This window comes from Stenotrophomonas sp. STEN225 (genome assembly GCF_056756445.1).
Genome location: NZ_JBRRBV010000001.1, coordinates 184,744 through 198,162 on the forward strand (window position 1 = coordinate 184,744; position 13,419 = coordinate 198,162).

The window sequence follows — 13,419 nt, forward strand, 5'->3', positions numbered from 1 at the left end:
CAGCCTGGCGGACTCAAACATTCGACGGCCCAGGCGCCTGCGCCGGGTCCACCAGGGTGACAACATGAAATTCTCCGAAAACTGGCTGCGCAGCCACGTCCCCACCCGCGCGTCGCGCGATGAGCTGAGTGCGGTGCTGACCGCGATCGGCTTGGAAGTGGAAGACGTGACCGCGTTGGGCGAGGGCCTGCAGCACGTGGTGGTGGCGCGCATCGTCGAGGCCGTGCGCCATCCCGAAGCGGACCGCCTGCAGGTCTGCCGGGTCGATGCCGGGCAGGGCGAGCTGCTGCAGATCGTCTGCGGCGCACCGAACGCGCGTCCGGGCCTGGTCGCGCCGCTGGCGATGGTCGGTGCGCAGATCGGCGAACTGAAGATCAAGCCGGCCAAGCTGCGGGGTGTCGAGTCCAACGGCATGCTGTGCTCGGCGAAGGAGCTGGGCCTGGACAACGATGCTTCCGGCCTGCTGGAACTGCCCGCGGATGCCCCGGTCGGCCAGACCCTGGTCGACTACCTGGGCCTGCCCGATGCCAGCATCGAGATCAAGCTGACCCCGAACCGTGCCGACTGTTTCAGCGTGCGCGGCATCGCCTACGACGTAGCGGCCGCCACCCGCAGCCAGGTGCTGGACTTCGCTGCAGCACCGGTCGCCGCCGTCGGCAGCCGCGAGCTGTCGATCCGGCTCGACGCCGGCGCCGAGGCGCCGCGTTACCTGGGGCGCGTCATCGAGGGCCTGAACCCTGCGGCGAAGACCCCGCTGTGGATGGCCGAGCGCCTGCGCCGCAGTGGCGTGCGTCCGGTGTCGCTGCTGGTCGACATCACCCAGTACGTGATGCTGGAACTGGGTCAGCCGATGCATGCCTATGACCTGGGCACCCTGCAGGGCAGCATCGCCGTGCGGCGCGCACGCGCAGGCGAGAACCTGAAGCTGCTCGATGGCCGCGATGCCGTGCTGGACGACAGTTTCCTGGTCGTGACCGATGCTGATCGAGCGGTGGGCCTGGCGGGTCTGATGGGGGGCTTCGATTCCCGTGTGACCGACGCGACCACCAGCGTGTTCCTGGAGGCTGCGCACTTCGCGCCGGCAGCGATCATGGGCCGTGGCCGCAAGCTGGGCCTGCACACCGATGCCGGCCACCGCTTCGAGCGCGGCGTCGATCCGGCGCTGCCGCGCACCGCCATCGAGTACGCCACCCGCCTGGTGCTGGACCTGGCCGGCGGCACCCCGGCACCGGTCACCGAGGCCGTGCGCGAGGCTGACCTGCCCCGGCCGGCCACCATCGCGCTGCGCCGCGCGCGCATTACCCGCGTGCTCGGCATCACCATCGAGGATGCCGAAGTGGAGCGCATCCTGCGCGCGCTGGGCATGGAGGTGGTCGCCACGGCCGACGGCTGGCAGGTCACCGCACCGAGCCGCCGTTTCGATATCGCCATCGAAGAGGACCTGATCGAAGAGCTGGCCCGCATCCATGGCTACGAGCAGATTCCCACCACCCTGCCGGGCGGTGCCGCGCGCGTGGCGATGCCGAGCGAGACCCAGCTCGACACCCTCAGCGTGCGTCGCCAGCTGATCGCGCGCGACCTGCAGGAAACCCTCAATTTCGCCTTCGTCGACGATGCGCTGCTGACCCAGTGGCAACTGCGCGACGATCTGGTGCCGCTGGCCAATCCACTGTCGGCCGAACTGGCGGTGATGCGCCCGTCGCTGCTGCCGGGCCTGGTGGCCACGCTGGGCCGCAACGCCGCGCGCCAGTTGGGCCGGGTGCGCCTGTTCGAGATCGGCCGCGTGTTCGCCCGCCAGGCGGGGGAGGGCCAGCCGGCGCCGCTGGAAACTCCGCGTGTTGCTGCCGCGGTGTGCGGCGATGCGCAGGCGGTGCAGTGGGGTCTGCCTTCCCGCAAGGTCGATTTCCATGACCTGAAGGGTGATCTGGAGTCCCTGGCTGCTGCCAGTGGTGCCTCGCTGGAGTTCCGCCCGTCGAGCCGTGCGCATGGCCACCCGGCGCGCTCGGCCGAGGTGTTCCGCGACGGGGTTGCGATCGGCTGGATCGGCCAGATCCACCCGCGCCTGGCCAAGGCGATGGACATCGAGGCCGACGTCTACGCCTTCGAGCTGGACCTGGAGCCGCTGTCGGCGCGCCGCCTGCCGCGTGCCGGCGAGCTGTCGCGCTTCCCGGCGGTGCGCCGCGACCTGGCGTTCCTGGTGCCGGAGCAGGTGGCCTGGAGCGATCTGGCCGCCACGGTCCGCCAGGCCGCCGGCCCGCTCCTGCGCGAGCTGAACCTGTTCGACCGCTATGTGGGCCAAGGGGTCGAGCCGGGATTCAAGAGTCTCGCTATGGGCTTGATTTTGCAGGACAAGTCGCGCACTCTGACGGACCGCGACGTGGATGCGGTGGTGGCCGAGGCGGTCACCGCCATCGAGCGTGAACACCACGCCCGGATCCGCGGCTGAGCGGGCAGCACTCGGGGGTAGCAGGCAATGGCATTGACCAAGGCGGAGATGGCGGAAAAGCTGTTCGACGAAGTCGGTCTGAACAAGCGTGAAGCCAAGGAATTCGTCGACGCGTTTTTCGATGTGCTGCGTGAAGCATTGGAACAGGGACGTCAGGTGAAGCTGTCGGGCTTCGGCAATTTCGACCTGCGGCGCAAGAACCAGCGTCCGGGCCGCAATCCGAAGACCGGCGAGGAAATTCCGATTTCCGCCCGTACGGTGGTCACCTTCCGTCCGGGCCAGAAGCTCAAGGAAAGGGTGGAAGCTTATGCTGGATCCGGGCAGTAACCGCGAACTACCGCCGATCCCGGCCAAGCGCTACTTCACCATCGGTGAGGTGAGCGAGCTGTGCGACGTCAAGCCGCACGTGCTGCGCTACTGGGAAACCGAGTTTCCCAGCCTTGAGCCGGCCAAGCGCCGCGGCAACCGCCGCTACTACCAGCGCCATGACGTGCTGATGGTGCGGCAGATCCGCAGCCTGCTGTACGAACAGGGCTACACGATCGGCGGTGCCCGCCTGCGTCTGGAGGGCCCCGATGCCCGCGAGGAATCGGCGCTGAGCAACCAGATCATCAAGCAGGTGCGGATGGAGCTGGAAGAAGTGCTGCAATTGCTTCGCCGGTGACCCAAATCCCGCGTGATCCGCTATACTTCACGCCCCGCCGCACTGGCGGGAACATCGCAGCATCAGTCGGGGCGTAGCGCAGCCTGGTAGCGCATCTGCCTGGGGGGCAGAGGGTCGTCGGTTCGAATCCGGCCGTCCCGACCACTGTGATGGAACAGAAGGCCCGCGCAGCGATGCGTGGGCTTTTTTGTGGGTGAACCGATGGGCGATGCGGCCGCGTACGCCGGCCCATGCGTGACCGACATCCCGTATCATCGCTGCACATCCGATCGCATCGGTTTCTCCTTCCGTCTCTCTTCCGCGTCCGCTGGCGCAGCATGTGGCTGCGGTCATGGGCGTGCAGCGGGTCCGTGGAGGTGGATGCGCGGACCACGACGACCACAGGGGGTTGCGTTGATCAGCAGTACCGTCATTCATCGCTCGGCTGAGGCAGGTGCCGCCGAGGTGCAGGTCCTGGACACCACGTTCAAGGGCAAGCACGTCTTTGTCAGCTGGGGCCTGCGTGGGCCCGAGTTGACCCGCAGTGCCGACCCGGCCGCAACGGTGGCCGCGCGCCGCGCATTGCAGACCGTTTCCCGGCACAACGAGGGGCCGCGCAGCCCCGAGGTGTTCATCGCCAACCAGTCGGCGGTGGCGATCACGGTCTATCGCTTGTTGACCGAGGCCCGGTCCGGCGATGCGATCTTCTTTCTGTGCGACTCGCAGGCGGTGGTGGATTGGCTGGTCACGGCGCTGGAAGTGCAGGGGGCGGAGTGATCGCGTCCATGCCGGCCGTCTATCCCGCCAGCGCGGCGTCAACCGCTGCCTGGGCGTGCAGGCTGGTGGTGTCGAACAGCGGCACCGCACTGTCCTGCGGACGTACCAGCAGCATGATTTCGGTACAGCCGAGAATGATCGCTTCGGCACCACGCGCCACCAGCCGCGCGATCACGTCTGCGTAGACCTGTCGCGAGCGCTCGCTGACCACGCCGGCGATCAGCTCCTGGTAGATGATGTCGTGGACCTGCTGGCGATCTTCGGCGTCGGGTACCAGCACTTCCAGCCCGAAGCGACCGGCCAGGCGTCCCCGGTAGAAGTCCTGTTCCATTGTGAAAGCAGTACCGAGCAGGCCCACCCTGCGCCAACCGGCCGCCACGATGGCGGTGGCGGTCGGGTCGGCGATGTGCAGCAGCGGCAGCGGGCAGGCTGCTTCGATCTGTGCGGTCAGCGCGTGCATCGTGTTGGTGCAGATCAGCAGTACATCGGCGCCGCCCGCCTGCAACCGCTCTGCCGCATCCACCATGTGCCGCGCAAGCGCATCCCAGTCGCCGTCGTGCTGCAACTGCTTGATCGGAGCGAAATCCACCGACCACATCAGCAGCTGCGCCGAGTGCGCGGCCCCCAGGCGACGGCGCACCTCTTCGTTGATGAGGCGGTAGTACTGCGCCGAACTCTCCCAGCTCATGCCGCCGATCAGGCCCAGGGTCTTCATGTGCCGCTCCAGGTGGGGAGGCGCCATTGCAGCACAGGCGGGCGGCGATGTCGCCGCGACCGCTGACAGGCGCGATAATGCGGCCATCGATGATCGAGGGCAGGGTGATGGGCGAATGCTGTGGCTGCGGCAGGACGATGGACCTGGCGGCGATGCAGGCGCGTCACCGCCGCGTGCTGCGGATCGTGCTGCTGGTCAACCTTGCCACGTTCGCGATGATGGTGCTGGCCGCCTGGTACAGCCATTCTTCGTCACTGCTGTCCGGTGCGCTGGATAATCTGGGCGACGCGGCCACCTATGCGCTCAGCCTCGCGGTGGTGGGTGCGGGCATCGTCGCCAAGGCACGTGTGGCGCTGTTCAAGGGGCTGCTGATCCTTGCCGCAGCGGTGGCCGTGGCGGTGCAGATCGGTTGGCGCCTGCTGCATCCGGAGGTGCCGCTGTTCGCCAGCATGGGCTTGGCCGCCCTGCTCAATCTGGCAGCCAATGCACTGTGCCTGTGGCTGCTCACACCCTATCGCAACGATGACGTCAACCTGGCGTCCGCCTGGGAGTGCTCGCGCAACGATCTGTACGAGGGCTCGGCGGTGCTGCTGGCTGCAGGGCTGGTGGCGCTGTTCGGTGCGGGCTGGCCCGATCTGCTGGTGGCGGCCGCACTGCTGGTGCTGTTTCTGCGGTCGGCGATGCGCGTGCTGGGTACGGCGTGGTCGGAGCTGCGCGCGGCACGGCAGGTTCATGCGTGAGTGGCCGCCTGTAACCGTCGCATCGGCATCGCGCTGTATGTGACGTCGCGGTGAGCCACCGCCTATGCTGGGACGGTTCTCTTTCGTGGATGGCCGAATGTCCCTGCAGACCTGGTGGTGGTTCCTGGCTACGGTGTTCGTGCTGTGTGGCACCCCTGGACCGAACATGCTGCATATCCTCGGACGCAGCGTCGGCCTGGGATTCCGCGCCAGCCTCCCGGCCATGGCCGGCTGCCTGCTGGCCATGCTGGCGGTACTGGCGGCCTCCGCCGCCGGGTTGAGCGCACTGCTGCACTCCTCACCCATGCTGTTTGAAGTGCTGCGCTATCTGGGCGTGGCCTACCTGGCCTGGCTGGGCCTGAAAGCGTGGCGCGACAGCAGCCGGCCGGCAGCGCCGGTGGACGTTGAGGCCCCGGCGACGGTGCTGTCAGCGGACGGCACCTGGGCGGTATTCCGCGGCGGCCTGCTGGTGGGCCTGAGCAATCCCAAGCTGCTGCTGTTCGCCACGGCGTTCCTGCCGCAGTTCGTCGATCCCGCGCGGGGTCAGGCCGTGCAGTACAGCGTCCTGGTGGCAACCTTCGCCAGCTGCGAGCTGTTCTGGTACGTGATGTATGCCGCCGGTGGCCATGGCCTGCGCCGTTGGCTCGGCCGGCCGTTCGCCCGGCGCTGGTTCGAGCGGCTGGTGGGCAGCGTATTCCTGGCGTTCGCGGTGGCCCTGCTGCGCTTCCGGCCCCGTTGATCCGTATGCGGCTTCACGCCGCACGCGCGGCTCCCTCACGAGGCTGGCATCGGCTGCGGCCTAGGCTGATCGCACTGTTTTCAGTCCCTGTGGGGAAAGGATCGACATGATCAAGTGGGCCATCATCTTCGCCATCATCGGTGTGATCGCCGGCGTGCTCGGCTTCGGCGGCATCGCGGGTGCCGCGGTGGGTATCGCCAAGTTCCTGTTCTGGGCCGGCATCATCATTGCCGTGGTGCTGTTCCTGCTGGGCATGACCGTCGCGAAGAAGGTCAGCTAGCGGCTGACCGCGTGGCAGCGCGCGCAGGTGTGCGCTGCCACGCGAGACGCACAGCCGTCAGTCGTCGATACGTGCAAAACGAGGTTGCGGGCCAAGTGCGCCCGGTACCTGTTCGACGAACATGGCGTAGGGCCGCACCCACAATCCGCCTTCGCCATACAGGGCGCGGTACAGCACCATCGGCTGCAGGGTCTCGCTGCTGCGCACGATGTCGATCACCTCGTACTCGCCACCCTTGAAATGACGATAGCGGCCGCGCGCCAGCGTCGGCAGGGGACTGAGCGCCGTCATGGGGCCGCACTCATCTGCGCGCCGGCTGTGCCGGCATCGCGCAGTAGGCGTCGATCGCCTCGGCGGTGTTGGCCAGGCCCTGCGCCTGGGCCAGTTCCCAGGGACGCTCGCAGCGCTGGCTGCGCTCGCACCACTGGTAGCCAGCCGAGCCGATGCAGCCATGGGCATCGCGATCACCGCCGACTACGGGTGCGGAAGTGGCTGCCGCTTCGCGCACGGGCGTCTGTTGCGGTGCCGCGCAGGCGGCCAGGGCCAGCAGCATCGGCGCCAGCATGAGGGCTTTCATCGAGGACACTCCGTGGCCTAAACCATCAGTGTGCGGCGGGCCAGCAGCAGCGGCAAGCGCTCAACTCATCGACGCGCGGATCAGTTCCTCGATCAGGACCAGGTAGCAGGCTGCGAAGTAGAACTTCAGCAGCGTCGAGCGCTGCGGCGGTTGGAAGGTGCGCATGTGGAAGGGGCCCCTGTTGGTGACGATAGTGTGAAGCCAAGCTGACTTCGTGACAAGAATCACGAAAGTCATGGGGTGAACGGGCTCAGGGATGTGACGAAGCGCGAATTCCGATCCGCCGGCGGGGATTTTTCGGACAAATCTGATAGGCCCTGCCTGAAGCGCTCGCTAGCCTGAACAGGTATCGGCGCTCTCACCTCATCCCCGGCGCCGCGTCCATTCCCTCCGTTGGAGTCGATCATGGTGTTTACCGTCCACTGCAATGCCCAGCACTGGTTCGTGCTGGACCCCGAGGCGCGCACCACCGCCTCGTTCGCCCGCGGCGCCGACGCGTTCGATGTCGCCACCGAACTGGCCCAGGAACATCACCGCCGCACGGGCCAGCACTGCATCGTGCGTGTGGAGGCACTGGGGGGTGCCGTAGATGTACTGCGGATCGGTACCTAGCGGCCGACCCTGCGGCGCAGTCAGCCGCGGTTGAGCTGTTTGAATGGGGAAAGAACCGACGGTACGTTGCCCTCTGTGCGCCGCGCCGCGAATCCCGGATGCTTGCCGCCACGCATTCATCTGGAGATCTCGATGGGCAACGCACTCACCTGGCGCACCCTGGCCTGCGCACTGCTGCCGATGCTGGCCGCCGCCGGGGGCGCGCAGGCGCAGAACTATGGTTATGACGACGATCGCCATGGCGGCCGCGACGGCAGCGGCATCGTGCGATGCGAATCGGTCAAGAACCGCAGCAATGAGTGCCGCCTTGAAGGGCGGCCCCGGCTGATCCGCCAGTTGTCCGGCTCGCCGTGCGTGGAGGGCGAGACCTGGGGCCAGTCGCGCTCCGGCGTGTGGGTGACCCGGGGCTGCCGGGCCGAGTTCGTCGGCGAGTCGCGTCGTGGCGGCGGCTGGGGTGGTGGATGGGGCAACGGCAATGGCCGCGGTGGCGAAGTGATCGCCTGTCATTCCAATGGCCATCGACAGGAATACTGTGACACCCGCGTCCGCCGCAGCGTACGCCTGATCCGGCAGGACTCCCGCAGTGCCTGTATCGAGGGCCGGACCTGGGGCTGGGACCGCCGCGGCATCTGGGTCAGCGATGGGTGCCGCGCCCAGTTCCAGGTGAACTGAGTCCTTCCGGCCATCTGCGTCAAAATCAGAAAAATCTGATATTGCTCACAGTTTGAACGCCGTATCGTCTGCAATCAGGGCACGGGTGCCCTGCTTGCATCGGCAGTCCGTGCCGGCACCGATGCACGTCTTCCGCCATCATCGATACGCTGCCTCAAGGAGTGAGCTGCATGTTGATCCGCCTTCAGTGCGAACAGCGCCAATGGCGTGTTCTGCATCCGGATAGACCGGAGCCGATCGAGTTCCGCGACGGCGCCCGCGCCTTCGATTTCGCCCAGGCCCTGGCCAGGCTGCACTTCGTGGACACCGGGCAGCGCGCCGCCGTGCGCGTGGAAGCCAGCGGCGCGTTCGTGGAAGCGATCAGCTACGGTTGAACAGGGACCGGGCGTCGTTCCGCAGCAGGCGTGGGAAACCGGGCGCCTGCCCGGTTCCACCCGGGGCGGTCAGCCCGCCGCGCTCAGCGGCGGAGTGGTGGCAGCCAGCTGCGGCCAGCGCTTGAGCACGGCCGCGCGGATCCCGGCGGCATCGATGCCGGCTTCAGCCAGCAGGTCCTCGCGGCTGGCATGATGCTGGTAGGCATCGGGCAGGCCGAGATGCAGGATCGGTCGCAGCACCGCTTCGGCGTTGAGCAGCTCGGCCACGCCGGAACCGGCGCCACCGGCCACCACGTTGTCTTCGATGGTCACCAGGCCTTCGTGCTGGGCGGCCATTGCCAGCACCAGGTCGCGGTCCAGCGGCTTGATGAAGCGCATGTTGACCACGCTCAGGCCCAACTCGCGGCCCACCTGTTCGGCGGCGGCAACGGTGCTGCCGAACGCCAGCAGGGCGATGTGGCTGCCCTGCACGCGCAGCTCGCCCTTGCCGATCGGCAGCGTGGACAGGTCGCTGCCGGCGGCGACGCCGGTACCGCTGCCACGCGGGTAACGCACCGCAGCCGGACCAGCGTACTGCAGGCCGGTGCTGAGCATCTGCCTGCACTCTGCCTCGTTCGACGGGGCCATCACCACCATGTTCGGCACGCAGCGCAGGAAGCTCAGGTCGAGGTTGCCGGCATGCGTCGCTCCATCCGGTCCGACCACGCCGGCGCGATCAATCGCGAACAGCACGTCGAGGTCCTGGATGGCCACGTCATGCACCAGCTGGTCGTACGCGCGCTGCAGGAAGGTGGAATAGATCGCCACCACCGGCTTGCCGCCCTGGGTGGCCATGCCGGCGGCCAGGGTGACCGCGTGCTGCTCGGCGATCGCCACGTCGAAGTAGCGCTGCGGGTATTCCCTGCTGAAGCGCACCAGGCCGGAGCCTTCGCGCATCGCCGGGGTGATGCCGTACAGGCGTGGCTCCGCGGCGGCAGCGTCGCACAGCCAGTCGCCGAACACGTCGGTGTAGGTCGGCTTCTTGGCGCCGGTCTTGGCCACCAGGCCCTTGTCGGGATCGAACGGGCCCACTGCGTGATAACCGATCTGGTCGCCTTCGGCAGGCTCGTAGCCCTTGCCCTTGGTGGTCATCACGTGCAGCAGCTTGGGGCCCTTGGAGGCGCGCAGCGTCTTCAGCGTGGACAGCAGGGCGGGCAGGTCATGGCCGTCGATCGGGCCGGTGTAGTGGAAGCCCATCTCCTCGAACATCGTGGAGGGCACGAACATGCCTTTCCAGTGCTCTTCCCAGCGCTTCACGAAGCGCGCCGGATTGTTCTTCTTGTCGCCCAGGATCTTCTTGCCGCCTTCGCGCAGTGCATTGAGCGTGCGGCTGCCGGTGGCGCGGCCGAGCATCTTGGTCAGCCCGCCGACGGCCTCGGAGATCGACATGTTGTTGTCGTTGAGGATCACCAGCAGATTCGGCTCCGGCTCCATGCCGCCCGCGTGCATCAGCGCCTCGAAGGCCATGCCGGCGGTCATCGCGCCGTCACCGATCACTGCCACGATCTTGCGGTCGTCACCCTGTGACTGGCGGGCGATGGCCATGCCCAGTGCGGCGGAGATCGAGGTCGAGGAATGACCGACCCCAAAGGTGTCGAACTCGCTTTCCTCGCGCTTGGGGAACGGCGCCACGCCGTCCTTCTGCTTGACAGTGTGGATCTCGTCACGGCGGCCGGTGAGGATCTTGTGCGGGTAGGTCTGATGGCCCACATCCCAGACCAGCTGGTCATGCGGGGTCTGGTACAGGTAGTGAAGGGCGACGGTGAGTTCGATCACGCCCAGGCCGGCGGCGAAATGTCCGCCGCTCTTGCCCACCGATTCGATGAGGTAGGCGCGCAGTTCGTCGGCGACCGCCCTCAGCTCGGATTCGTCGAACGTGCGCAGGTCATCCGGCGTCTGGATGTGCGCGAGGCGGGGATAGCGGGCAGAGTCGATCATCATGTTCGCACGTGTTCTGAACGACCATTTTCGCCCTCAAACGGGGGTGGGGCAAGCAAACGCCGCCGTCCGTGACAGGACGGTGAGGGTTGCCGGCCGGCAGGTTCAGGTGCTGAGCTTGGAACGCTTGGGCAGCTGCGCTTTCAGGAACGCCATCTGGTCGGCCAGGATGTTGCGGTTGGACAGGATCAGGTGCTCGATCCAGCTGGGCCGGTAGGGCACCGCCAGCAGCGGCATGCCGGCCTGCTGGGGGGTACGGTCACTCTTGCGCGAGTTGCAGTGGAAGCATGCGGTGACTACGTTTTCCCAGCAGTCCAGCCCGCCCTTGGACAGCGGCATGACGTGGTCGCGGGTCAGCGAGGGACGGTTGAACTGCTGGCCGCAATACAGGCACAGGTGCGAATCGCGGGCGAACAGGGCCGGGTTGGTCAGGTTCGGGGTAGGGTCGATGGCACGGGATCGCGCGTGGCCGCGCGCGGCGATGATCGGATGCAGGTCCAGGCCACTCTGCAGGCCGCTGAACCGGTTGGTTCCGCCGTGGATGTGCAGGCAGGGGTCGCCAAGGGTCCAGGCGACGGCCTCGCGGGCGTAGAGGCAGGCGGCATCCTGCCAGGTGATCCAGTCCAGTACGCGTCCGTGGGCGTCGAGCGAGAGCAGCCGGACCGAACCGGGGCGGTGCAACGTCGTGACGTTGGGCGATGCTTCGACGCCCGGAGCAGAAAGCGGGGCTCCGGCTTCGATCAGACCCAAGCGTGTAGTGTCTGTCTCCATCGGGAGAACAGCTTATACCTGAATGTTGACGATTTGTGTATCGCCCGTCGGCGATACGCAAATCGCAAGATTCAGGTCCGCGGATTCCTCCTGTCCCCCGCGCCGTTGGCGCGCCCCCCTTAACAAAGGGGGGCTTTTCTCCAGAGGGATGATCAAGGGCGGTCAGGCCGGGGTCGGATCCCTTTCCGAGGGAAAGGGCTCTGACCCCTCATCCACGCATGGCGTGGATCTACCGGCGGGATGGGCTCAGGCGCCGAAGCGCTCGTCGTCCATCGCCATCAGCGGCGCGGCACCGGCCTGGATCGCGGCAGCATGGCTGAGCGTACGCGGCAGCACACGGGCGAAGTAGAAGCGCGCGGTCTCGCGCTTGCCCTGCGCGAATGCCGCGCCGTGCACACTGGCGTCGGCGGCGGCGACACTGCGTGCCCACCAGTACGCCAGCACCACGTAGCCGGAATAGAACAGGTAGTCGTAGCTGGCCGCACCCAGCTCGTCCGGGTTGCCGGCGGCGCGCTGCAGCACGTCCATGGTCAGCTTGCCCCATTCGGCAGCCTTGGCGCGCAGTGGGCCGATGAACTCGGCCAGCGCTTCGTTGCCCTCGTGTTCCCTGGCGAAGGCCTCGATCTCGGCCAGCATCAGCTTGAGGCCGGCCCCCTGGCTGGAGGCGGTCTTGCGGCCGATCAGGTCCAGCGCCTGGATGCCGGTGGTGCCTTCATACAGCGTGGTGATGCGTGCATCGCGCGCCAGCTGCTCCATGCCGTGTTCGCGGATGTAGCCGTGGCCACCGAAGCACTGCAGGGCGTTGTAGGTGTTCTCGATGCCCCATTCGGTCTGGCAGGCCTTGGAGATCGGGGTCAGGAAGCTCACCAGGGTGTCGGCGCGCTCGCGCTCGGCAGCGTCGTCGGCGCGGTGGGCGATGTCGATCAGGGTGGCCGCGTGCAGGGCCAGCAGGCGGCTGCCTTCCACCAGTGACTTCACCGTCAGCAGCATGCGACGCACGTCCGGATGGACCAGGATCGGGTCGGCCGGCCTGTCCGGGAACTTCGCGCCGCTCAGGGCGCGCGACTGCAGGCGCTCACGGCTGTACTTGAGCGCGTTCTGATAGGCGCGTTCGGACAGGCCGATGCCCTGCAGGCCGACGCCCAGGCGCGCAGTGTTCATCATGGTGAACATTGCCTGCAGGCCCTTGTGCGGCTGGCCGACCAGATAGCCCTGCGCGCCGTCGAAGTTCATCACGCAGGTGACCGAGCCCTTGATGCCCATCTTGTGCTCGATGGAGCCGCAGCGCAGCGCGTTGCGCTCGCCGACGTTGCCCTCGCGGTCGACCTTGAACTTCGGGGTGACGAACAGCGAGATTCCCTTTGCACCCGGCGGCGCGTCGGGCAGCTTGGCCAGCACCAGGTGCACGATGTTGCCGGTCAGGTCGTGCTCGCCGGCAGTGATGAAGATCTTGGTGCCGGTGATCGCGTAGCTGCCATCGGCGTTCGGCTCGGCCTTGGTCTTGAGCAGGCCCAGGTCGGTACCGCAGTGGGGTTCGGTCAGGCACATGGTGCCGGTCCAGCGGCCTTCGATCAGGGGCTTCAGGAAGGCGTCGTGCTGCCACGCTTCGCCGTGCTGCTTGAGCGCTTCAATGGCGCCGTGCGAGAGCAGCGGGAAATTGCCCCACGCCAGATTGGCAGCGTTGATCATTTCATTCAGCGGCACGCCCAGGGTGTGCGGCAGTCCCTGGCCGCCCAGCTCGGGTGCGGCGGTCAGGCCGGTCCAGCCGCCGTCGACGAACTGGTCATAGGCCTGCTTGAAGCCAGGCGGGGTGGTGACTTCGCCGGTGGCCTGGTCGAGCACGCAGCCGATTTCATCGCCCACGCTGTTGAGCGGGGCCAGCACGCTCGCGCTGAAACGGCCGGCTTCCTCCAGCACGGCATCGACCACGTCGGCGGTGGCGTCGGTGAAGCCCAGGCGGGCGAACAGCGGTTCGACCTTGAGCACGTCGTGCAGGGCGAAACGGAGGTCGGAAAGCGGGGCGGTGTAGCTGCTCATCGGATACGTCTCGATCAGGGACAGGGAGAACGGCGCGGTGCGCCGCGATGGAAAGCGGT

General features: G+C 67.3%; 16 protein-coding genes and 1 tRNA gene. 11 read left to right on the top strand and 6 right to left on the bottom strand.

From position 1 onward, the window contains the following. Positions 1 to 64 precede the first annotated feature (64 nt). The 5 genes from pheT (at position 65) to ACVOJ1_RS00890 (ending at position 3,866) form a co-directional block, all read left to right on the top strand. Positions 65 to 2,446: a phenylalanine--tRNA ligase subunit beta gene (pheT, locus tag ACVOJ1_RS00870; protein ID WP_193396118.1), complete on the top strand. Its 2,382-nt coding sequence runs from the start codon at positions 65 to 67 to the stop codon at positions 2,444 to 2,446. Positions 2,447 to 2,473: 27 nt separating this feature from the next. Next, the gene (locus ACVOJ1_RS00875) at positions 2,474 to 2,773 is read left to right on the top strand and encodes an integration host factor subunit alpha (RefSeq protein WP_005410432.1); all 300 of its coding nucleotides are present in this window, start codon (positions 2,474 to 2,476) and stop codon (positions 2,771 to 2,773) included. Then, positions 2,754 to 3,110, top strand: coding sequence for a MerR family transcriptional regulator (locus ACVOJ1_RS00880; protein WP_053518690.1), 357 nt, complete (start codon positions 2,754 to 2,756; stop codon positions 3,108 to 3,110). The genes ACVOJ1_RS00875 and ACVOJ1_RS00880 overlap by 20 nt, the downstream gene beginning before the upstream one ends. A gap of 67 nt (positions 3,111 to 3,177) precedes the next feature. Next, positions 3,178 to 3,254, top strand: a tRNA-Pro gene (locus ACVOJ1_RS00885). 216 nt (positions 3,255 to 3,470) lie between these two features. After that, positions 3,471 to 3,866, top strand: coding sequence for a hypothetical protein (locus ACVOJ1_RS00890; RefSeq protein WP_065181907.1), 396 nt, complete (start codon positions 3,471 to 3,473; stop codon positions 3,864 to 3,866). A gap of 19 nt (positions 3,867 to 3,885) precedes the next feature. Here ACVOJ1_RS00890 and ACVOJ1_RS00895 read toward each other — a convergent pair whose 3' ends face one another. Continuing rightward, positions 3,886 to 4,581: an aspartate/glutamate racemase family protein gene (locus ACVOJ1_RS00895; RefSeq protein ID WP_053518692.1), complete on the bottom strand. Its 696-nt coding sequence runs from the start codon at positions 4,579 to 4,581 to the stop codon at positions 3,886 to 3,888. A gap of 107 nt (positions 4,582 to 4,688) precedes the next feature. On the opposite strand from ACVOJ1_RS00895, the gene ACVOJ1_RS00900 reads away from it, so the two are divergent. The 3 genes from ACVOJ1_RS00900 (at position 4,689) to ACVOJ1_RS00910 (ending at position 6,340) form a co-directional block, all read left to right on the top strand. Then, positions 4,689 to 5,321 (top strand): cation efflux transmembrane domain-containing protein, encoded by a 633-nt coding sequence (locus ACVOJ1_RS00900; protein WP_080375309.1) that lies wholly within the window; start codon positions 4,689 to 4,691, stop codon positions 5,319 to 5,321. A gap of 97 nt (positions 5,322 to 5,418) precedes the next feature. Continuing rightward, positions 5,419 to 6,060, top strand: coding sequence for a LysE family translocator (locus ACVOJ1_RS00905; RefSeq protein WP_346479896.1), 642 nt, complete (start codon positions 5,419 to 5,421; stop codon positions 6,058 to 6,060). Between the two features lie 106 nt (positions 6,061 to 6,166). Further along, on the top strand, positions 6,167 to 6,340 hold the full coding sequence (locus ACVOJ1_RS00910) for a DUF1328 domain-containing protein (RefSeq protein WP_006380555.1): 174 nt from the start codon (positions 6,167 to 6,169) through the stop codon (positions 6,338 to 6,340). Positions 6,341 to 6,397: 57 nt separating this feature from the next. On the opposite strand, the gene ACVOJ1_RS00915 is transcribed toward ACVOJ1_RS00910, so the two are convergent. Then, on the bottom strand, positions 6,398 to 6,631 hold the full coding sequence (locus tag ACVOJ1_RS00915; RefSeq protein ID WP_322523006.1) for a DUF1653 domain-containing protein: 234 nt from the start codon (positions 6,629 to 6,631) through the stop codon (positions 6,398 to 6,400). 10 nt (positions 6,632 to 6,641) lie between these two features. Beyond that, positions 6,642 to 6,917 (bottom strand): hypothetical protein, encoded by a 276-nt coding sequence (locus ACVOJ1_RS00920; protein WP_053518696.1) that lies wholly within the window; start codon positions 6,915 to 6,917, stop codon positions 6,642 to 6,644. 405 nt (positions 6,918 to 7,322) lie between these two features. Here ACVOJ1_RS00920 and ACVOJ1_RS00925 point away from each other — a divergent pair, with 405 nt between their 5' ends. From ACVOJ1_RS00925 to ACVOJ1_RS00935, 3 genes are all read left to right on the top strand, one after another. Continuing rightward, on the top strand, positions 7,323 to 7,529 hold the full coding sequence (locus tag ACVOJ1_RS00925; RefSeq protein ID WP_279942246.1) for a hypothetical protein: 207 nt from the start codon (positions 7,323 to 7,325) through the stop codon (positions 7,527 to 7,529). Positions 7,530 to 7,661: 132 nt separating this feature from the next. After that, positions 7,662 to 8,201 (top strand): DUF3011 domain-containing protein, encoded by a 540-nt coding sequence (locus tag ACVOJ1_RS00930; protein ID WP_111186452.1) that lies wholly within the window; start codon positions 7,662 to 7,664, stop codon positions 8,199 to 8,201. A gap of 170 nt (positions 8,202 to 8,371) precedes the next feature. Continuing rightward, positions 8,372 to 8,575, top strand: coding sequence for a hypothetical protein (locus ACVOJ1_RS00935; protein WP_053518700.1), 204 nt, complete (start codon positions 8,372 to 8,374; stop codon positions 8,573 to 8,575). A gap of 69 nt (positions 8,576 to 8,644) precedes the next feature. On the opposite strand, the gene dxs is transcribed toward ACVOJ1_RS00935, so the two are convergent. The 3 genes from dxs to ACVOJ1_RS00950 all read right to left on the bottom strand — a co-directional run bounded on the left by dxs (position 8,645) and on the right by ACVOJ1_RS00950 (position 13,360). After that, complete coding sequence (gene dxs / locus ACVOJ1_RS00940) at positions 8,645 to 10,552, bottom strand: 1-deoxy-D-xylulose-5-phosphate synthase (protein ID WP_065175547.1); 1,908 nt, start codon at positions 10,550 to 10,552, stop codon at positions 8,645 to 8,647. A gap of 105 nt (positions 10,553 to 10,657) precedes the next feature. After that, the gene (locus ACVOJ1_RS00945) at positions 10,658 to 11,323 is read right to left on the bottom strand and encodes an HNH endonuclease (RefSeq protein ID WP_053518701.1); all 666 of its coding nucleotides are present in this window, start codon (positions 11,321 to 11,323) and stop codon (positions 10,658 to 10,660) included. Positions 11,324 to 11,569: 246 nt separating this feature from the next. Beyond that, complete coding sequence (locus tag ACVOJ1_RS00950) at positions 11,570 to 13,360, bottom strand: acyl-CoA dehydrogenase C-terminal domain-containing protein (RefSeq protein WP_193396123.1); 1,791 nt, start codon at positions 13,358 to 13,360, stop codon at positions 11,570 to 11,572. Positions 13,361 to 13,419 lie beyond the last annotated feature (59 nt).